This window comes from Paenibacillus nasutitermitis, from assembly GCF_014641075.1.
Taxonomy (GTDB): Bacteria; Bacillota; Bacilli; order Paenibacillales; family Paenibacillaceae; genus Paenibacillus_Z; species Paenibacillus_Z nasutitermitis.
The window spans coordinates 1,718,416-1,739,389 of sequence record NZ_BMHP01000001.1 but is presented as its reverse complement, the minus strand read 5'-3'; the positions used below and the strand labels follow the sequence as shown (position 1 = coordinate 1,739,389).

The 20,974-nt window shown below is 49.8% G+C and carries 17 protein-coding genes; 4 read left to right on the top strand and 13 right to left on the bottom strand.

The features are described from left to right. Positions 1 to 191: 191 nt before the first annotated feature. From IEY46_RS07425 to IEY46_RS07410, 4 genes are all read right to left on the bottom strand, one after another. Entirely contained in the window at positions 192 to 890 is a 699-nt protein-coding gene (locus tag IEY46_RS07425; protein ID WP_188991786.1) for an MgtC/SapB family protein, read from the bottom strand. 127 nt (positions 891 to 1,017) lie between these two features. Beyond that, positions 1,018 to 1,335 carry a metal-sulfur cluster assembly factor gene (locus IEY46_RS07420; protein ID WP_188990569.1) on the bottom strand — a complete coding sequence of 106 codons (318 nt, stop codon included), beginning with the start codon at positions 1,333 to 1,335 and terminating at the stop codon, positions 1,018 to 1,020. A 162-nt stretch (positions 1,336 to 1,497) separates the two neighbouring features. Then, positions 1,498 to 3,222, bottom strand: a complete 1,725-nt coding sequence (gene cysI / locus IEY46_RS07415; protein WP_188990567.1) for an assimilatory sulfite reductase (NADPH) hemoprotein subunit — start codon at positions 3,220 to 3,222, stop codon at positions 1,498 to 1,500. A 36-nt stretch (positions 3,223 to 3,258) separates the two neighbouring features. After that, positions 3,259 to 5,088 (bottom strand): assimilatory sulfite reductase (NADPH) flavoprotein subunit, encoded by a 1,830-nt coding sequence (locus IEY46_RS07410; RefSeq protein WP_188990565.1) that lies wholly within the window; start codon positions 5,086 to 5,088, stop codon positions 3,259 to 3,261. A gap of 449 nt (positions 5,089 to 5,537) precedes the next feature. On the opposite strand from IEY46_RS07410, the gene IEY46_RS07405 reads away from it, so the two are divergent. From IEY46_RS07405 to IEY46_RS07395, 3 genes are all read left to right on the top strand, one after another. After that, entirely contained in the window at positions 5,538 to 6,611 is a 1,074-nt protein-coding gene (locus tag IEY46_RS07405; RefSeq protein WP_188990563.1) for a M42 family metallopeptidase, read from the top strand. Positions 6,612 to 6,945: 334 nt separating this feature from the next. Further along, positions 6,946 to 7,434, top strand: coding sequence for a C40 family peptidase (locus IEY46_RS07400; RefSeq protein WP_229750129.1), 489 nt, complete (start codon positions 6,946 to 6,948; stop codon positions 7,432 to 7,434). A 304-nt stretch (positions 7,435 to 7,738) separates the two neighbouring features. After that, positions 7,739 to 8,908 carry an MFS transporter gene (locus IEY46_RS07395; RefSeq protein ID WP_188990561.1) on the top strand — a complete coding sequence of 390 codons (1,170 nt, stop codon included), beginning with the start codon at positions 7,739 to 7,741 and terminating at the stop codon, positions 8,906 to 8,908. On the opposite strand, the gene IEY46_RS07390 is transcribed toward IEY46_RS07395, so the two are convergent. The 6 genes from IEY46_RS07390 to ilvB all read right to left on the bottom strand — a co-directional run bounded on the left by IEY46_RS07390 (position 8,905) and on the right by ilvB (position 15,901). Next, a complete protein-coding gene (locus tag IEY46_RS07390; protein WP_229750128.1) occupies positions 8,905 to 9,906 on the bottom strand; it encodes an HD domain-containing phosphohydrolase in 1,002 nt (333 codons plus the stop codon). The genes IEY46_RS07395 and IEY46_RS07390 overlap by 4 nt on opposite strands. A gap of 228 nt (positions 9,907 to 10,134) precedes the next feature. Continuing rightward, complete coding sequence (locus tag IEY46_RS07385) at positions 10,135 to 10,944, bottom strand: helix-turn-helix transcriptional regulator (protein WP_188990559.1); 810 nt, start codon at positions 10,942 to 10,944, stop codon at positions 10,135 to 10,137. A 196-nt stretch (positions 10,945 to 11,140) separates the two neighbouring features. Continuing rightward, complete coding sequence (locus IEY46_RS07380; RefSeq protein WP_229750127.1) at positions 11,141 to 12,301, bottom strand: GGDEF domain-containing protein; 1,161 nt, start codon at positions 12,299 to 12,301, stop codon at positions 11,141 to 11,143. A gap of 320 nt (positions 12,302 to 12,621) precedes the next feature. Then, a complete protein-coding gene (locus IEY46_RS07375; RefSeq protein WP_188990555.1) occupies positions 12,622 to 13,488 on the bottom strand; it encodes a phytanoyl-CoA dioxygenase family protein in 867 nt (288 codons plus the stop codon). A 197-nt stretch (positions 13,489 to 13,685) separates the two neighbouring features. Next, a complete protein-coding gene (gene ilvN, locus IEY46_RS07370) occupies positions 13,686 to 14,165 on the bottom strand; it encodes an acetolactate synthase small subunit (RefSeq protein ID WP_188990553.1) in 480 nt (159 codons plus the stop codon). Further along, complete coding sequence (ilvB, locus tag IEY46_RS07365; protein ID WP_188990551.1) at positions 14,162 to 15,901, bottom strand: biosynthetic-type acetolactate synthase large subunit; 1,740 nt, start codon at positions 15,899 to 15,901, stop codon at positions 14,162 to 14,164. Before ilvB ends, ilvN begins: the two co-directional genes overlap by 4 nt. A gap of 799 nt (positions 15,902 to 16,700) precedes the next feature. Between ilvB and IEY46_RS07360 the strand changes: the two genes are divergently transcribed. Next, positions 16,701 to 17,498 (top strand): polysaccharide deacetylase family protein, encoded by a 798-nt coding sequence (locus tag IEY46_RS07360; protein ID WP_188990549.1) that lies wholly within the window; start codon positions 16,701 to 16,703, stop codon positions 17,496 to 17,498. A 134-nt stretch (positions 17,499 to 17,632) separates the two neighbouring features. On the opposite strand, the gene IEY46_RS07355 is transcribed toward IEY46_RS07360, so the two are convergent. From IEY46_RS07355 to IEY46_RS07345, 3 genes are all read right to left on the bottom strand, one after another. Continuing rightward, positions 17,633 to 18,415 carry a carbohydrate ABC transporter permease gene (locus tag IEY46_RS07355; protein ID WP_229750203.1) on the bottom strand — a complete coding sequence of 261 codons (783 nt, stop codon included), beginning with the start codon at positions 18,413 to 18,415 and terminating at the stop codon, positions 17,633 to 17,635. 145 nt (positions 18,416 to 18,560) lie between these two features. Next, the gene (locus IEY46_RS07350) at positions 18,561 to 19,460 is read right to left on the bottom strand and encodes a carbohydrate ABC transporter permease (protein WP_188991780.1); all 900 of its coding nucleotides are present in this window, start codon (positions 19,458 to 19,460) and stop codon (positions 18,561 to 18,563) included. 75 nt (positions 19,461 to 19,535) lie between these two features. Then, positions 19,536 to 20,924: an ABC transporter substrate-binding protein gene (locus IEY46_RS07345; RefSeq protein WP_188990545.1), complete on the bottom strand. Its 1,389-nt coding sequence runs from the start codon at positions 20,922 to 20,924 to the stop codon at positions 19,536 to 19,538. Positions 20,925 to 20,974 lie beyond the last annotated feature (50 nt).

The following is a 20,974-nucleotide window of genomic DNA, read 5'->3' as shown; positions in this document are numbered from 1 at the left end:
AACCAGGGGGTTTTTATAATTCTTGGAAATTCAGGCTATTATTTATCTCCGCCTTTTTTTCCTTTTTTATCAGAGGTACGCGTTGTCGTATTCTGTGAAGCATGCCCTTGTTGTTTCGCCAATTGGAGTCCCTCCCTTGTCTTTGGTCCTTCGATTAATATCCGTAGAACATCGCTGTATTATGCGAAGGTCTAGAGTTCCTCGATCTCGACAGTCAGCACGTTTTCTGTTTGTTTGACTACTTTGTACACTTCTGTAACATAATGTTTGTGTGTCGCTGATAAAATCAGACTGATTTGCCGGTTTCCGGATTCCAGATCCTTCAACTTAATATGACGGATATCCAGTCCCTTTTTTCTGGCGAGCTCTTGATCGCTTTCAATATTCATAATGATCTGCGTCACGTCGCAGCTCGGATCCACAATCAGCTTAACTGAAATATCTTTGTGGCTTAGTTTTTTTGGACCGATGAGCCGGATCAGAAAAGGAAGTACATTTACGGCAAGGATGATAATGAATACGGAATACGAAGCTTCCCAGTAAAAGCCCGCTCCTACTGCGATACCGATTCCGGATGCCGCCCAGATCATGGCCGCTGATGTCAGTCCCGATATGACATCGTTATTTCTTCTCAGAATAACACCCGCACCCAGGAAACCGACACCGCTGACAATTTGAGCAGCCAGTCGCATCGGGTCCCGATTGGTCAATGCCAAATTGTGGAATTTCTCAATGGACTCAATTGAGATCACCGTAACGAGACAGCTCGCCACTGAAATAACCATACAGGTTTTCAAACCAAGGGGTTTATGTTTCAACTGACGGTCGATTCCAATCAGCAAACCCAAAAAAAGTGAAAACGTAACCTTGATAAAAAAATCAATTGGAATATGAACCACCCCTTACATCATTGAGATATGATTTATTATAAGGGGAACTTCCCTGCAACAGCAATATAAGATATGACAAACACAAACGGAAATGGACGATTTATTCCTGCGACAGATGCGGATTCATTTATGGCGTCATCGTTTGGCGGGCTCGAAATTCTTCTCTGGCCGCATCATTCATTTTTGCCGGTGTCCATTTCGGTTCCCATACAAGATTCACATCGACGCCTTCCACACCTGGAACCTGTGAAGCGGCATTCTTAACCTGGTCCACAATCTCATCGGCTAATGGGCACTCCGGGATGGTTAAGGTCATCGTGATCCTGACCTGCCTGTTGGCATCCACCAGCACATCATAAACAAGTCCCAAATCCACAATATTGACACCCAATTCGGGATCGATCACTTCTTCCAGCAATGACCAGATGCTGTCTTCCATTTTCATAATGAGCACCTCCATATTGTAGCTACATGGATTAACATCCTCTATCAATAGATTGTTTATGAACGACATGTGGCTCCTTCAATGGCAGCTTATACAAAAAAACAAGACGACCGCCCACATTTCAGGGATCGTCTTGTCTGGCCTGGATTGGATACTTATCTATCAGGAATGAAAGTCTTGCCCACGGTGAACTTCCTTGACAAATCCGGCACGAATGACGAAATCGCCAAAATGCTCGCCTGACTGGCGTTCTTTCGCATACTGATTCACCATCGGCTTCAGTGTATCCAGAATCTCGGTTTCGCCGATATTTTCCTTATACAGCTTGTTCAGCCGGTTGCCGGTATGTCCGCCGCCCAAATACATGTTGTATTTGCCCGGCGCTTTGCCGATAAAAGCAATTTCCGCCAGCATCGGGCGCGCGCAGCCATTCGGACAGCCGGTCATGCGGATAACAATTTCTTTGTCCCGCAGTCCCGCTTCTTCCAGCATCGGCTCCATCTTGTCGATCAGCGAAGGGAGATAACGTTCCGATTCGGCCATCGCAAGGCCGCAGGTCGGCAGCGCTACGCAGGCCATGGAGCTTCTGCGTAGGGCTGAATGATGATCCCCATCCGTAAGTCCGAACTGTGCGATAAGTCCTTCGATTCTTTTCTTCTTGGAGGTGCTTATATTGCCAATGATCAGGTTTTGGTTAGCCGTAAGACGGAAATCTCCGTTATGCACCTTGGCGATTTCCCTTAAGCCTGTCATCAGCTGATAACCGTCTTCGTCCTTAATTCGGCCATTCTGGATAAAGAGCGTAAAATGCCATTTGCCATTGCTGCCCTTCACCCAACCGTAACGGTCGCCATTATGATCGAAATGGTAGGCACGCGCATCCTGGAGCTTCCAGCCCAGCCGCTGGTGCAGTTCATTAACGAACCACTCAATACCGCGGTCGTCGATCGTATATTTAAAACGTGCATGCTTGCGCACGGCACGGTCGCCATAATCCCGTTGAATCATAACGGTCTTCTCGGCCACCTCGATCATTTGCTCCGGTGTACAAAATCCGATAACCTGTGAAATCTGCGGATAGGTTTTGGGATCGCCGTGAGTCATTCCCATTCCCCCGCCAACCGATACATTGAAGCCTTTCAGCTTGCCGTCTTCAATAATCGCAATATAACCCAGATCCTGGGAGAATACATCGACATCATTGGATGGAGGCACAGCCATACCGATTTTGAACTTGCGCGGCAAGTAGACTGGGCCATAGATCGGCTCCACCTCTTCCCCGGTATCCTGGCTGTCCAAAATCTTTTCGCCATCCAGCCAGATCTCGTGGTACGCCCTCGTCTTGGGATCGAGATGATCGCTGACCTTACGGGCCCAGTCATACACCTCAGAATGGACTTCGGATTGATATGGATTCGGATTGCACATGACATTGCGGTTCACGTCGCCGCAAGCGGCAAGCGTGCTAAGCAGCGCATCATTGACTTCCCGGATCGTTTTCTTCATATTCCACTTGATGACGCCATGCAGCTGGAACGATTGACGTGTGGTGAGGCGAATCGTCCCATTCGCATTCTCGCGGGCGATACGGTCCATCATCAGCCATTGCTCCGGGGTTACGACACCGCCGGCGGCACGGACGCGCAGCATGAACTGATAAGCGGGCTCAAGCTTCTGCTTGTGCCGCTCGTTGCGCAAATCACGGTCGTCCTGCATGTAACTGCCATGAAATTTCATCAGGCGGTTATCGTCCTCGGGAATGGATCCCGTAATTACATTTTCCAATGTTTCTTCAAGACTTCCCCGCAGGTAATTGCTTCTGCGCTTAATATCCTCCACATCGCTGTGAGGCGCATTTTGCGGGTGAAGAAGTTGATTTTGTGCCATACTTGCTATCTCCTCTCGCGATCTTTGGGCGCGTTTCTAATATACATCCCGCTGATAACGTTTCTGCTGCTGTAAACCGAGCAAATATTCGGAAGCTTCTTCCGGGCTCATGCCGCCCTCTTGCTGAAGGATCGTTTCAAGTGTCGAATGAACGTCGTGCGCCATCTTCTTCTCGTCGCCGCACACGTATACGCATGCTCCTTTTTGAAGCCAATTGTACAGCTCCCGGCTCTTCTCAAGCATGCGGTGCTGCACATACACTTTCTTGTCGGTATCGCGCGAAAACGCGACATCAAGTCGTGTCAGTACGCCTTCTTTCAGCCAACGCTGCCATTCGATCTGATACAGAAAATCGGTGGAGAAATGTTGGTCGCCATAGAACAGCCATGTTTCACCCGCGGCCCCTGTCTCCTCTTTTTCACCAAGGAAAGCACGGAACGGGGCAACTCCCGTTCCCGGTCCGATCATGATGATCGGCGTGTCCGGACTTTCGGGAAGCTTGAAGTTTGAATTGTGCTGAATATAAACCGGCAGCCTGTCGCCCGATTCAACACGCTCGGCAAGCTGAACGGAACATACCCCGTAACGGTCCCGGCCTTTGGCTTCGTAACGCACCGAACGGACCGTAACGTGAACCTCGTCTGGAAAGGCTTTGGGACTGCTGGCGATGGAATATAAGCGCGATGGGATCTTCCGCAGGAACGAAACAAACTCTCCCGCCGGAATAACCGCTAATGAATAATCCGTTACCAGATCCAGCAAATCGCTTTCAGACAGATAGGTCCGAAGCTCCTGCTCGCGTCCTGAGGCCAGCAGCTCATTCAGAGCAGCGCCGGAAGGATGTTTGGCAACCTGCTCGAATAATGGCTTTGTCAGCACGGTAATTTCATAATGACGTAGCAGCGCTTCCCGCAGTGAGCGAAGCTCGCCATTCTTGTTGACGGCTATAGACTCATCCGCATTCCAGCCCATCGCGGCGATCAGCTCGTCTACAAGACGGGGATGATTTTCCGGATAGATGCCCAGGCTGTCTCCTGGCTCGTACTGCAGATTTGACCCTTCAAGAGATATTTCAATATGGCGGGTTTCACGGTCCGATCCGCGGCCATTAAGATTCAAATTCTCAAGAACCTCGGCTTGGAAAGGATTCGTCCGCGAATAATCGGATTCGGTGGCAGTAGTAACGGACTCGCCCGGAGCGATTCCGGCCGCCGGGACTGCAGAAGCAGAGCTTAGCGAGCCGAGGACCAGATTCATCCACTCCGCTGCCGGCTCATCGAAATCCACATCGCAGTCGACGCGCGGGGCGAGGCGTTTGCCGCCAAGCTCTTCCAGCCGCTTGTCGAAATCTTTGCCTGTTTGACAATAGAACTCGTAAGACGTGTCACCGAGCGCAAGTACGGAATAACTCAGTTCTTCCAACTGAGGTGCCCGTTTGCTGTGAAGGAATTCATGGAAGGATATCGCATTGTCAGGCGGTTCCCCTTCACCATGCGTGCTGACGAGCAGCAGCAGGTTTTGCAGCTTCTTCAGATTGTTTGGTTTGAAGTCGGCCATTGAAGCAAGCGTCACCTGAAGACCTTGCTCTTCCAGCTTTTTGGACAGTTTTTTTGCCAGTCCGTTGCAGTTGCCTGTCTGTGAGCCGAAGAGAACGGTCACTTCTTTGGAGATAACCGGCGCGGGACTTGCCGCCGGCGCTTCCTGCACCGCAGTTGCGGCAACAGCTGCCATTGCAGCGCCTGCCTGGGAAGCCGCAAGAAATCCGCTTAGCCAGATACGCTGAGATTCCGTCAGCGAAGGCAGCAAACGGTTGAGAAGCTCTGATTGTTCCTGATTAAAAGGACTGTTGTTTACTTGAAATTCCACCAAGTTTCCACCTCGTTAGCATGCAGTGATATTCATTTAGATGATGAATCAAATTTCGCTCTCTTGAACTTAGCAGAGCAAGGCACAGCGGGTCAACTAGTATGATCTTATAAGTTCTATCAGTTATACTGATAAAGCTAAGATTAGACTGCGAAAGGAGCCATTTTACCCGCTAGAATGCATCTGATCCCCGATACTCACCTTTTCCTATAAAGTATATCAGATTTTTTTGGCCAAGGCATTTATAAAATGAATAAAAAAGCTCTCAAGGATTTGTTTATCTCTGTCGTGCTGAAGAATCCGAAGGCTGCTGCATCCTTCTGCTATGTATCATTTGCCACACCAGTTCTACCATGGCTTCTTACAACTTGCTGAATTGGACAGCGGGCACCCAATTTCATACAATCAAGAGAGTAAAACGTTACTATATAAATGAGGTGAATCCATTCATGAATGAGGAAACATTGGCTTTATTCCGTACGCTTACTGAAATGCCAGCCGCTTCCGGCTTTGAACGTGAGCTGCGGGAGTTTGTGCGGAAGGAACTGGGTAAATATACGGATGAAATTGTGCAGGACCGGCTGGGAAGCATATTCGGCGTGGTCAGAGGAGACCCGAATGGACCGGTTGTAATGGTTGCGGGGCATATGGATGAGGTTGGCTTCATTATCAATGGTATTACCGAAACCGGGATGCTCAAATTCCAGACGCTCGGCGGCTGGTTCAGCCAGGTATTGCCCGCACAGCGAGTTCAGGTCATCACAGAAAATGGTCCGGTACCCGGTGTTATCGGCACGACTCCCGTTCATCTGCTTGATGAAGCCGCACGCGGCAAACCCCTGGATATCAAACAAATGTACATCGACATTGGGGCGGACAATCGAATTGAAGCAGAAAAGCTTGGAATCAGGCTGGGCCAGCCTGCTCTGCCTGTATGTCCCTTCACGCCTCTTGCCAACCCGAAGAAGATTATGGCTAAAGCCTGGGATAACCGCTATGGCGTCGGATTAGCCATTGAATTGCTGAAGGAACTGCAGGGAACCCAGCTGCCTAATGTGCTATACGCTGGCTCGACCGTTCAAGAAGAGGTCGGTATTCGGGGCGGACGGACTGCGGCACGGATGATCAAGCCGGATTTGCTATTCGCACTTGATGCCAGTGCTGCAAACGATATGACCGGCGACCGTCAGGCATTCGGACACTTAGGTTCGGGAGCGCTGCTGCGCATTTACGATCCGACGATGATTACCCATCGCGGCATGCTGGAGTTCGTCCGTGATACGGCCTCCACGCACCGTATTCCCGTTCAGCCTTTCTTCTCCGCTGGCGGTACGGATGCCGGGCAGATTCATCTGGAAGGGATCGGTATTCCTTCTGCCGTCATTGGCGTTTGTGCACGGTATATTCATACATCCGCTTCGATCCTCCATATCGATGATTATGCCGCTGCGAAGGAACTGCTCATTAAGCTGGTGCAAAGCTGCGACAGAACAACATTCCAAACGATTCTGGACCGGACTTAACGAATAAACGGCTCCACAATGAACGTAATGTATGGCCTCCGGTTGAGTCGTCGCCGTTGGCCCTTTTTTGAATGCAGGTTCGAATAACAGCTTCCCGCCCGTTAAGCACACAATCCTGGCTGCTGCCTTGTTTTGCATCAGGCAATGTTCCGGATGCCCTCTGGAGATTGCTAATAAACCATCATGAGAGTTTTATAATCAATTTCTCAGAAATGTCTGTCCCCCAGCGGAGCTATTGGCATTGCTTTCTTTTTGGAAACTCAGCCCAAAAAAAAGCTGTGCTATAGTAGTAACAGTTAACAAAAGCGAAACGTTGGAGGGAAAGCAGAACATTATGATGATGAAGAATCTCAAGAAGAAACCGTTCCTGAAAATTGTCACGACATTATGCGCTGCAGCCGGACTGACTATACTAGCAGGCTACCAGGCCCCAACTGCACATGCAGCCACACCTGAAGCAAAAAGCATCATAAAGAGCGGCACCGAATATCTCGGCGTTCCTTATCGTTTCGGCGCAGCAGCCGGCATTACATACGCTTTCGATTGCTCATCCTTTACCCAGTATGTCTTCAAGAGCAGCGGCGTTAATCTTCCTCGCACCTCTACAGCACAGGCATCTAAAGGAGTAAAAGTAGCCAAAGGATATCTAAGTGTTGGAGATCTCGTTTTTTTCCGTACAGGCGGCGCGGGAATCAGCCATGTGGCGATCTATGCCGGCGACGGCAAGATCCTGCAAAGCTCCAGCAGCAAAGGCGTATCCATCGCAAATATGAACTCCTCTTATTGGAAAAGCAAATATGTTACCGCACGCCGAGTGCTGTAGCTCCCCATACAAACAACCCGTTTCGCTGCCATCCTGGCGAGAAACGGGTTGTTTTTCATTAGTAAGCTCCTATTTACATTTTTCTATGATAATATAAAAGGCTGGCCCCATTGCTTGCGAACACCATTGCCATCCATACCGATATCACCTTTCTGACATGCTCCATAGTAGGATCGGCAAATTGAAAAATCCTTCATTCCTATTTGGCGCAATATTGGAGAGGAATCTTATACCTGGCATAGAACTACTGTTAGTAGCTCTCTTGTACACCGATACCCACACTAAAGACCAGAGGATGGATCACATGCCAGTCAATCTTGCCTATTTTCTCTTTTTCTACGTATTTATTTATATGAGCAATGCCGTCTACGGCACCTTTATCCCCCTTTACTTCCAGCATGTCGGGTTCTCCCAATCACAAATTGGCACCCTCCTGAGCCTGGGACCGCTGATCGCGATCCTGGCACAGCCGCTTTGGGGTACCTTGAGCGACCGCGCAAGAACCAAGAACAGCATCCTGCTGCTGCTCATCGCCGGAAGCGGAATTTCGATGCTGCTCTACCCCTTGTCCAATCAATTCGTCTATCTTCTGATCATGATTTGTGTATTCACCTTCTTCCAGGCCTCGATCTTTGCCGTGAGCGATGCCATTACGCTGGAAGAACTGGATAAACGAAAACGGGGAAACTACAGTCATATCCGGCTGGGCGGAACGGTCGGCTTTGCGATCATGTCTATTTTATTCGGACTCGTAGCCCAGAAACGCATTGACTTGATGTTTTTCATCTATGCGGCTATTCTTGCCGTTTGTTTCCTGCTTGTTCTGCGTTTTCCAATCATTGAAGGACATCAATCCAAAGGTCGGAAGATGCGAATATGGGTGCTTCTAAAAAACAAGACACTTATGATCTATATGGGGGCCAATTTTGTTCTGCAGATAACATTGGGGTATTATTATGCTTTTTTCCCTTTGTATTTCAAGGAATTGGGCGGGGATAATGCGTGGCTTGGCTGGTCAATGGTAATTTCTTCGCTGAGCGAGGTACCTTTCCTTCTTTTGTCGCAGAGAATTTTCAAGCATATCAAGATTCCATATATTCTGCTCGGTGCAGGCGCAGCTGCTGCTCTTCGCTGGTATTTGTTCTCTGTAATCGAAAATCCTTATTGGACACTCCCGGTTCAAGCGCTGCATGGACTAATCTTTATAGTGTTGTCTGTCACAATGGTAACAATAATAAACAAGGAAGTACCGATAGAGCTGAAGGCAAGCGGTCAAACGTTCAACGGCCTGCTCAGCCTGGGCATTGCCCGCATCATCGGCAGTATTTCGGGAGGGATAGCCAGTGAAGCGATTGGCATGCGAAGCGTGTTCTTCTATAATTTTATCGTGGCTTTGGCTTGCGTAATCGTGTTTTCCGTCGTTTTCTGGCTGCAGGGCATCCGCGGGAAAACAGGCATGAGCGCGGGCTCTTAACTTTCAGGAGGCGATAGGGTCCCTTCTTCATATAGAGTAACGAAAGAATCGACCACTTCAGGGTCAAAATGGATGCTTTTTTGTTCGACCAAATAATGGATGGCCTTCTCGATGCTCCATTTTTCTTTATAGGGACGTTTGGATATGAGAGCATCGAACACATCCACGACGCTGACGATCCGTGCTTCCAATGGAATGTTCTCCCCTTGCAGCCGATGCGGATACCCCGACCCGTCCCATTTTTCATGGTGATGCAAAATAATATTTTTGGCGATGTTCAGCTCTTTCTTGAAAAGCTCGTCGTCCAGCTCGCGGAAAATTTTGTCCACGATATCCAGGCCAATCTGCGTATGCATCTCAATAATCGTTCGTTCATAGCTGGCCAGAGGTCCGGGTTTATAGAGTATCCCTTCCGGGATGCCGGATTTACCGATATCATGCAGGATGCTGGAATGGGCGATATGTGCCAAAGCTTCTTCCGACAGATCGGTTGCCACCCGTTGGTTATGCCTGACTACAAGCCATTCGGTCATCTGCTGAACGCTGGATAGATGAGATTCAATCCCGGGGTCGCGGATTTCGCAGGAAATGGCAAGTACCTTCAGCAAGGATGACTGAATATTGCCAACACGACCTTCATCCAGATAATGTCCCCTTTGAAGCTGCTCCAGTTCCCGGAATACACCAACATAGTAGGTTGTGTTATCACAAACAAACGGAGTGATCGTTATAGAGGAATTCCATAATTCATGATTCCGTTTATAATTCGTAAACACGCCCGACCAGGAGGCACCTTGGCTCAGGGCTTCTTTCATCTCCGCGTAAGTTTCCTTGGGGGTGTATGGAGTGCGCAAAATCCCGGCTTTCTTGCCGATTATGGATTTCGATGAATGACCCGTAATCGTTTCATAGGCATGGTTCACCGCAATAATTCTATGATCCGCATCGGTAATGATAACGGCGTCTGCCAATTCCAATAAGGTATGTAGGTTTTTCATGCTGTTCTCCATGCTGTAAGAGATCATTCAAGAAGTCCGCCTTGGTTGAATAAGCCATTCTGGAGAGAAGCTGCAATGAGACTTGTTTTCAGAAGGTTTGATCCTGTGCAAGCAAAGCTGATTTCTTCTCTTACTCGTTATAATTAATCCTGCTAATTATAACCTATTATTAAATATCCATCAAAATAAATTAAATATCGATTCAACTCAAATGCGAAGCTGCTGTAGTCAGGGTGTTTGTTGTCGTTTGATACCCGGCAGCACTTTGCTGAGAAAATTATTCATCAGCACCGGAAGCGAGATAAGAATCGGAGGATCGTCCAGACGGGGCTCGTGCAGCATGACTTGCTGATGAGGGACGATGGAATGGGGTCCAACAAATAGCGGATTTCTTGAACGTGTGCGCAATGTGGTTTCCGTGAGCATAAAATCCGCTGCTTTCATTCCCCACGAGACCGAGGTCGCCATCAAATAGTAGATGCCTGGCTTCACATCTGTGAAACAGAAATCGCCTAGCGACGAAAGCAATGTCCCATACAGAGGCAGTCCCTCCGGAATGGGTTTGGCAAACAGACCGATCAGGATGATGCCTTCAAACGGCACCTCCGCATGCACCGTACCTGATATTTGGTCCTGCCTCCCGTTGGCGGGAAAGTCGGCATTCCATTGCCCAAGCCTTTGCAAAGAATGAAAATGATGATCCGCCAGAGGCTCGGAGTTACGGAACTCGGATGGCGTCATACCTACCTTTTCTGTAAACCGGGTGGTGAACGTACCCAGACTCTGCTGACCGATCTCCAAGCCAACATCACGTATGCTCATATTCGTGCGAAGCAGCAGGTCTTTGGCTTTCTGAAGCCGCAGCGCTGACACATAATACAAAGGCGATAAGCCCATTCTTTCTTTGAATAGCCGGGCAAAATGGTAAGGGCTGTAAGCCGCATGTCCGGCTAAAGCGGATAATGGGAGCGGATCATAGATGTTCTGATGAATGTATTTAATCACCTCGTCTATTTCTGCGTATCGTTCAAAAGCCATTGATGCATCCTCCCCGATAAACAATTAGAATCCACATTCAGGAACATTTGTTCCCGTTTATCGTAACACAAAAATACTTCTCTGGATACTGCCTGTTTTAATCTTAATCATTCCTGCAGGATTCGGGGGATCTGCCAGCCATACTTGAGGACAGGCCGGATCAGCCGGTGGCTATTGGTTATAAGCACTGCCTGAGTCAGCCAGTGCTGCGGGATACAAGATTTCTGCCGCTTTTCTTGGCATTATAGAGCGCTATGTCGCATGACGTATATAAATTCTCCAATTGGGTATCCACTCCGGGAATAACGGTAATCACGCCCAGACTGATGGTATAGGACCTGTCTGATCCATCGGATCCGGCGTATTCGACACTCTCTCTGATCCGTTCGGCAAATTCACCCGATTCAAAATCATTTCTCCCGGGAAGCAGAATACAGAATTCGTCCCCCCCGTATCGGCCAAACAGATCGTCCGGACTTAGCAAGCTGCCAATCCGTACAGTCAGATCCTTTAACACCTGATCGCCCGCATCATGGCCGTAGGTGTCATTAATGCTTTTGAATTGATCGACATCAAATAATATCAGGGAAACGGGCTGTTTCCTGGAAACGTATTTCTTCAGGCATTGTTTCGCGCGCAGCACAAAGGTTCTGCGGTTAAAGATGCCCGTGAGGTCGTCATAGCTGGCCGCATGCAGTAGCTCTTTCTCCGCCCGTTCCTTTGAAAGCAGCACAAAACCGGTGTTGTCCAGGATCATGATCAGATACAGGGACAGAAAGGTCAGGGTCTGGTAGATGCTTGGCGTAAACAAGCCCATATTTTGATCGGAGTAAAGGGCAAGGACAGATCTGCCGATCAGAGACAAAATAACAATAAAATAGAGACAACCCATCATTCTAATCAGCGGAGAAAAGCTTCGCTCTCTGACCATTCGGACTGCCGGCAGAATAAAAACGATGGATAAGCTGAATGAGGCAACCGAGATCCTCACGCTTTCAACATTATTGAAAAGTATTACCATATGAAAGCTAATGATATTAAAGGCGGTAATGGCAATATAAAGATTCTTTACTTTCCGGTTAAAGCCTTTCTGCAGCATCAGCAGAGCGGCGGTTTCCATAGAAGCTCCTGCAAATAAGAGCGCATTGGACAGAGAAATCGTTAGTACCCCGGTTAGACCGCCGGACAGAATAAGAATAAGCCAAGCGATTGCTTGCACCCATTTTGCTGCGAAAAACATATTGATCGTGGAGTCGGATGGCTGCTTGAACCGATACGCGCTAATCAGAACGAGGGTAAAAAGATGCCCTGCAATAAGCGAGATGAAGATTGTGTTCTTATCCAATAATAAACTCATTCCCGGTCACCATCTTAGTTGAAGATTTATTTCGCCGCGAAAGAACACTGCTCTTAAATTATCGGCAAAACAGGGCCGGTAAAAGAGAGGCTAACGGGTCTGATTAGATTTTTCGTAGGCGCAATACGGATTAAACGAACTCCAATTGATGTTCAGGCTGCTATCTAAAATATTATATCACCTATCAGAGGCATGGACACAGGAATCAATTTCTCATACTCTCAAAAAAACCAAAAAAATCCTCCCCGGTTACTCAGGCAGGATTAATTAAATATTTCATCTCGTCGAACCATTAGTCGTGGTTCAGGCTTGCTCCCTCTCTAACCGCCGTTCTTGCCCAAAGCTTCCGCCTTGGCCTTGCGGGCAAGCTCTGGCAGATGATCCTGATTCTCCTGGATTTGCTGCAAATGCTTCATCCGCTCCGGTCCTGCCGTTCGCAGCATTTCCTCGCCGTGAAGCTCCTCCACCCAGTAGGGCGCAAATGTGCTCACATACTCACGAAGTTCATCCAGTCTGTCCGCCGGATAACGTCTGGAGAAGTTAATAAGCATTACTCTGCGGTTGTTGCCACCGCCAAATGAGGCATGCTTCATATAATTGTTGAATACGAGCAGATCGCCGGGGCGGATATCGATCGGAACGGAAGGCACCTCTTCGCGGTCGATACCCCATAGCTCCCTCAGATCGCTTCTCTTGAAATCCTCCTTCAGCAGCTCGGTAAACTCATCGCCGATATAATGGCTGCCGGGGATGACGCGCAGTGCGCCGGTCTCTTTGGTTACCGGATCCAGATAAAACGAAAGATTAATGCTTTTCAGATTTCCGGGCCATTTGGTATCCATGGTCGTATCCGAATGCCAACCGGTGGTGCTAACATATTTATTGCCGGCGCTCGTCAGATAATTATAATCATCCCCTAGCAGAGTAGAACATATCGTTCTTACGCGTTCATCATCCAGCAGGGAAGACAGCTTCTCGCTCTGCCCGATAAACGCAACAATCGTCGAGGTTTTCTTGAAATCATGCTCCTTGCCGTTATAATTGCCTCCGTTTTTCCTGAAAACGGATTCAAATTCAGTCGTGATTTCATCGATGCGGTCGGCCATCAAGCCTCTGAATACCAAATAACCAAACGTATCAAAGAACCTTTTTTGCTGACTGGTCAAAGTAAAGGATGTCGTTTCCATGTTCACAGCCTCCTAAAAGAATAGTGGAAGATCTGCTTCCGGTCGAGCCTGAAAATTCCCCCTTCTGCACTTGAAAAGTCGTACCTAATCCATTCGACATGACCACTAAAGTTCCTTTTTGCCGCGCTAGGAAAAGTTTAGTATGGAGGTCAGCCATGCTCTCGATGGCTGACCTCTCCATCAATCATTCCAATCGGTTAACCGCGTGTCATCGCAATCGTGCCGGTTCGAGACACCTGAAGAATTCCATAGGGCTCTAGAATTTGAACGATGGCATTCATTTTCTCCGTACTGCCGTCTGCCTGGATCATCATAATGTTATGTCCGATATCCACAACCGATGCCCGGAATGTGGAGACGATGCCCATAATTTCAGGACGGATGTCCGGTTCCGCCTTCACCTGAATCAAGGCGAGCTCCCGGGCGACCATCGGGCTTGCACTCAAGTGAACGACGCGAATGACATCTATAAGCTTGTTCAGCTGTTTTTCCACCTGCTCCATTGTCCGCAGATCGCCAGTGGTCCGGATAATCATCCGCGATAATCCGTTCTCTTCGCTGCTCCCTACCGTAATGCTGTCGATGTTGAAGCCGCGGCGGCTGAACAAGCCGCATACACGCAGCAGAACGCCGGGCTGATCCTGAACCAGAACAGAGATGGAATGCTGCTTAATCATTGAAATTCCCCCAATACCATTTGATCTAATGTCATGCCGCTGAATACCATGGGATATACCTTCTCTTCCTTAGGAACTACAAACTCGACAAGCACGGGCCCAGGTGTGTCGAGCGCCTCCTGCCAGACGCGGACAGCCTCTTCATTGGTTGCTGCGCGAAGCCCCTTGATGCCGTAGGCTTCAGCAAGCTTGACAAAGTCCGGGCTCCCGGCCAGTTCAATGTGGCTGAAACGCTGCTCATGAATCAATTCCTGCCATTGCTTGACCATGCCAAGCACCTGGTTGTTGATCACAACGATTTTGACCGGAAGCTGATGAATGGCGCATACAGCCATCTCCTGTGCGCACATTTGCATCCCGCCGTCGCCGTTGATGGATACGACGAGCCTGTCAGGATTGCCGATCTGCGCGCCCATGGCGGAAGGAAAACCGAATCCCATCGTGCCAAGCCCTCCCGAGGTGAGCAAGGACCGGGGATGCTTGAATTGATAGAATTGCGCGGTCCACATCTGGTGCTGACCGACATCTGTGGTAATGATGGCTTCACCGTTTGTCGTTTCGCTGATCATCTCGATGACAAACTGCGGTTTCAGCCCGCTGTCATCATTGTCATATCGAAGCGGATATGTGCGTTTACTGCTGTGCATATCTGAGATCCAGCCGGCAGATTGGGCTGGCCTCGCTGTTTTATTGGCCAGGGCAAGCACGGCCTTGATATCGCCAACACAGGAAATGTCGGTTGGAATGTTCTTGCCGATTTCGGCAGGATCGATATCGATATGGGCTATTTTCTTGGCCTGCGGGGCAAATCCTTCCAGCTTCATCGTGATCCGGTCATCGAAACGCGAGCCAATGGATATAATCAGATCGGCCTGCTGAATCGCCATATTCGCCGTATAGGTTCCGTGCATGCCCGGCATGCCCATCCACAGCTCATGGGAGCTGGGGAAACCGCCCAGACCGAGCAGTGTCGTTGCGACCGGAATCTGCGTTTTCTCAGCGAATTCCAACAGCTCTGCGGAAGCGTCCGAGTAAATAACCCCGCCACCGGCAATAAGGACCGGCCGCTCGGAACCCTCAACAGCCTGAAGCAGTTCAATGATGTCATCCCGGTTGGGGGCAGGAACGCCTTGATAACCGCGCAAATTTATCTGCAAGTCGGACGGTGTATAGCTGATTTGTTGATTGGATACGTCCTTGGGGATATCGATCAATACCGGTCCCCGCCTCCCGGTACCTGCAAGATGGAACGCCTCATGGATAATCCGCGGCAGCTCCTTTGCATCGCGTACCAGGTAACTATGTTTGGTGATCGGCATCGTAATGCTGATAATATCCGCCTCCTGGAAGGCATCCGAGCCCATAACCGTTGTCGGAACATTGCCGGTGATGATGACGAGCGGCACGGAGTCCATATAGGCGGTTGCGATTCCCGTGACCAGATTGGTTGCACCCGGACCGGACGTTGCGATGCAAACCCCAACCTTCCCGGTTGATCTAGCATAGCCGTCCGCTGCGTGAATCGCCCCCTGCTCATGCCGGGTCAACAGATGCTTGAAATCCGGATTGCCGACCATGGCATCATAAATATAAAGCACATTGCCCCCCGGGTAGCCGAATACACATTCCACGCCTTCATTCAGCAGGCCGCGCAGCAAAGCCTCCGATCCTGTAATACGTTCCCCGATTGCTGCGCCCGTCTGGCTGGTAGACGGTGTGGTTGACAGATTATCCATTTGAAATCCTCCTCCAGATATAAAAAATACCCCTTTCATCCCTTCCGGCAGTATTCTGCCTGGATTAAGGGACGAAAGGGGTTCATTTTCGCGGTACCACCCTGATTTGCCAAAGATCTTGCGGTCTCCGGCCTCATGAGGCAAGGGTTCACCTTGCCTGCGGCACGATAACGTGTGCCACTTCCGGTTGAGCCTACTCGCCTGAATCCTCGTGATTCCGGGTTTTCGGTCAACGGCTCCGAGAGGACATCACACAAAGGATTACGGCAAAGGTTCCAGCTTTCCCTCTGCTCTCTGGACATAAGCGCCCTTGTGCTTTTTTCTCATCTACGCCTGCTTATATGGAAAGGTAAAAACCTAAAAACCCCTTTCATCCCACCCGGCAGCATTATGCCGGATTAAAGGGACGAAAGGGGTTCATTTCGCGGTACCACCCTGATTTGCCAAAGATCTTGCGATCTCCAGCCTCATGAGGCAAGGTTCTGCTTGCCTTCGGCACGATAACGTGTGCCACTTCCGGTCGAGTCTACTCGCCATAAATCCAGGTGGATTCATAAGGTTTTCGGTCAACAGCTCCGAGAGGACATCGCACAATGGATTATGGCAAAGGTTCCAGCTATCCCTCTGCTCTCTGGACATAAGCGCCTTTGTGCTTTATTTCTCATCAACGCCATAACTTTGATGTTTTATATAATAGCATATGCGAAAGCGAAATTTCAAATACAATTTACGAAATAATTAACCGTTTGCGGTTTATATTAAAGTTAAGAAAGATCAGATCATGCGGAGGCATACACCGGTGAGAAAAAAAAACGGAATATTGGTTTTGGCGGTTATCGGCTTTTTATTAGCCTTTACGCTTTCTTCAGATAAGGATCGATTCTGGTTTAAGGGCGGACATGTCTCCGCATCGGAGCCTCAGGCGGATGAATTTTCCATTCCCGTACTGGCTTACCATTCCATTGCGAATCATCCCCGCAATGCTTATGTCATCACACAGGCGGATTTTGAGGAACAAATGGCATATCTGCACGAGCAGCACTATGAAAGCATCAACCTGGAGCAGTTCACCAAACTCATGAAAGAGAAAAAAGCAGTTGCGAAGAAGCTTGTGCTGATCACCTTTGACGATGGTTATGCCAACACATATTCGGCTGCTTTTCCGATATTGCGGAAGTACGGTTATACGGCTACTGCGTTTGTCATCACCGACTGGCTCGGCGGGAGGAATTTCATGAGCTGGCAGCAGGCGGAAAAGCTGCAGCAGGCGGGCTGGGATATTATGCCGCATTCCCGCTCGCATCCGGAACTGCCGCGCCTGTCCGAAGAGCAGCAATATGATGAAATCTCCGGGTCCAGGGCCGCGATTGAACTTAAATTGCATAGCCGTGCGGATATTTTCGCCTATCCCTACGGTCTTCGCAGCGAAACAACACTGGAACAGCTGGGTAATGCCGGTTTTACCTATGCATTCACCTTCGATAACGGCTTGACATCCTCTGAGCAGGACCCGCTATCCCTGAAACGGATGGTCGTCTCTAGAGGCGAAACCTTGTTCCAGTTCAGCCATCGGCTCCACGAGCATGCAATGGAATAGCTTGCGATGAAACACCTTTTGCCGACCGCTCTTGGCACTGGATCGGGATTGGTGGCTTGGACGTATACCGTGCTTCAACTTTAATAGAGCAACTTTCCATTATGAGGTGAGCGCATGCTCGGCCTCTATAACGATTATCCTTTGAGCGAACCTGCCGTCATCTGCATAAACGATTTGTTGGCGAACACGTAGGCTACGAGCATAGGCAAGATCGACAGACAGGCGCCGGCCAGCATGTAGTGCGTTTGTGCAGCTGCGGAAGCGCCGTAGCGCAAATTGGACAAGCCGACCGTGAGCGGCTGCAAATTCGGCTGGCTCATCGTGAATACAAGCGGCATAATGTATTCATTCCAGGCCGCGCGGAACGTAAACAGCGCCGATACTCCAAGCCCTGGCCCAAGCAAGGGCAGGATGATCCGCCAATATGTGCCTGGCATCGTGCTGCCATCGATTTTGGCTGCTTCATCCAGCTCCCGCGGAATGGCTCTGACGAAGCTGAACAGGATGAAATATGTGGCAGCGTGGGCGCTGACCAGCAATATCACGACACCCCACAGCGAAGCTTGCAGGTGCAGCGCGATCATGAGGCGGAATTGAGGATGCAGCACCAGCGGGCCGACGGAAATGAACATCGTGGCCGCTTGGATAAAGATGAACAACGATCTGCCTGTAAATCGCAGCCGTTCCACACCGTAGGCCGCCATCGAGGCGACGAGCAGCGTTCCCGCGGTCGTGGTCACACTGATGAACAAGCTGTTCCACGTATAACGGGAGAAATTGGCGGTTTTCCATGCTTCCACGTAGTTGGAGAAGTGCCAGGTTTCCGGCAGCACGGTGGCTCCGGTGGTCAATTCAGCATTTGTTTTGAACGAACCGAGGATGGCGACGAGCACCGGAAACAACGTGAGAAACGCCATGATCAGCAAAAAGATCCATAGCAAGACCCTTCCGGGTCGCAGAAAGACGGGAACGACGAAGCTCGCAGCGCTCGGCTGCGGTTTTCCTGCACTAGTTTGTTGCATGATGAATTCCTCCATAGAAAAAACGGTAAGTAGGGCGGGGTTACATGACTCGATTCAGCTTTCGGGACAAATAAAAGTACAGCGCTGTTACGACGCCGACGATTAACGCTGTCACGAAGCCGACTGCGCTGCCGTAGCCGATTTGTTGCTCCAGAACGCTGCTGGCCGAAGGCGTCGGAAACAGGAGCCGATACAAATACAGAAACATCACTTCGGTTTTGCCGATTGGCCCGCCATCCGTCAGCACCATGATGCTTTCATAGCTTTTGAGCGAATTGATGATCGCCAGCATGATGACCATCTGCAACACCGGACCGAGCATCGGCACCGTAATGTACCAAAATTTTTGCACCACGCCCGCTCCATCCAATTCCGCGCTTTCGTTGATGTCATTCGGAATGTTCTGCAGACCAGCGATGAATAAAATCATATAGTTGCCGACCGCCCCCCATATCGCAATGAGAATGACAGTCAACATCGCGTATTTCGGCCCCAGCCATTCGACGCCTTCGGATGCAATGCCGAGCTTAATCAAAAACTGGTTCAAGATGCCGTTGTACGAGTTGAACACGATGAAAAACACAACGGCTATGACCGCGGAGCTGATAATCGTCGGCAAGAAGAAAATCGCCCGCAGCAGCTGCCTCCCTTTGAGCGCACGGTTGAGGATGACTGCCAAAATGAGCGCCAACGGCAGTGTCACCACCAGCTTTCCTCCGGCATAGACAAACGTATTGACGACAGAATCCCATAGCAGATGATCCGACAATAACGTGCGGAAGTTGTCCAAGCCGATGAAGCGGGGTGTTCCATACCCTTTGTAATCGTAAAACATGTACCGGAACACCCAAAAGATCGGATAAACCGTAAACACGAGTGTCAAGAGCAGACTAGGCATCGTGAAAAAAGCGCCTGCCGCATTTATTCTCCACTGTTTCATCAATCCCACGAACCTTTCCCCCGGAACGACGAAGGATAAGTCGCTACTGATCCTTCGTCTTCCGCGATCTATCCCTTACTTCACATACATTTCCTGCAAGTTTTTCGGATCGAAGCTCGGATCGGGCTTTACATCCAATTCCCCGGAGGCAATCGCTTTGTCAAGCGCTTCGTTGTAGCGCTTGTTCAAATCTGCGATGATTTTGTCCAGATCGCCGCCTTGTATCATGTACTTAAAGAACGCGTCCTGATATTTCTCGCCTTGTACAGCCACCGTAGGCTGAACCGGCCATGCACCGTCGTATTTAGTCGGAGCAAACCCTTCGATCCCCGGGATATCCGCTTGTTTTGCCTTGCTCAGCACCGATGACACCATCGAGAAAGCGAATCCTTTCTCATGATAATCGAGCAAAATTTGATCGCCGTACATGAAATTCAGAAACTTGGCCGCTTCTTCCTTATGCTTGGATTCTTTGCTGATGCTCAGCCATTGGCCGCCAAGGAAGCCGGAAGCACCGCGCACGGTTCCGTCAAATGTAGGCACTTGCGCCGCCGCCCAGTTTATTTTGGCAGGGAACTGGTTCTTGTAGACGCTCGGCTCGGAAGAGAACGAAATGTACATGCCGATTTTGCCTTCGGCAAACTGGGCGCGAAGCGGGTCAATGTCGAGCGACTCCATGCCCGGCAACGTGCTGCCGTCGTTATACATCTGGTGGAACGCTTCGACAATGGGCTTAAATCCGCTAACGTCAAACCGGCCTGTTTTGAAATCGAAGCCGTAACCGCCATAGCCGTTCAACTCGGCGATCGCGCGCGCCGAACGGTCGAAGGCGCTGGCCGGATTCTTGAAGTTGAGGGCGAAACCGTAGGTGCCATCCGCTTTGCCGACGGCCGTCAGCTTCTTCGCCGTCTCGACCATTTCCTGCAGCGTGCTCGGCGGCTTGTTGATGCCGGCTTTCTCGAACAAATCAACATTATAAACGAGCCGCATCGTGTAGCCGTAGTTGGGAAAACTGTACATTTTGCCGTCGAACAGGTTCAAATCCTTCAGCGGCGTGAACCTGCTTTTAAATTCGCTGCTAACATAATCGTCTAGCGGCTCCAGATAGCCTTTTTTATAAAACGTCTGGATCGTGTTTTCCTTAACGCGAAACAAGTCCGGTGACTGCGCCGATGCAAATGCAAGATCGATCGCCTGATTGTATTCCTCGGTCTTCACCACATAATCGATTTCGATCCCCGGATTATCGGCTTCAAACTTGGCGATTTGTTCCCGCGTGTAATCAGCGTCCGTTCGATCAACCGACCAGAACGTCAACTTCACCTTATCACCCTTATCTTTCGCCTCATTTTTACTTGCGGGCACGTCCGGGCTTGCGCCGCCGCCCTTGTCCGTACTGCTGCAAGCGGCCAGCGCCAGCATCAGCAGGACGATGAATCCCGTATACCCGATCTTTTTCCCCATGCTGAAAATCCTCCCCTTTTGGTCGTTATAAGCGCTGTGGCAGCATCGTG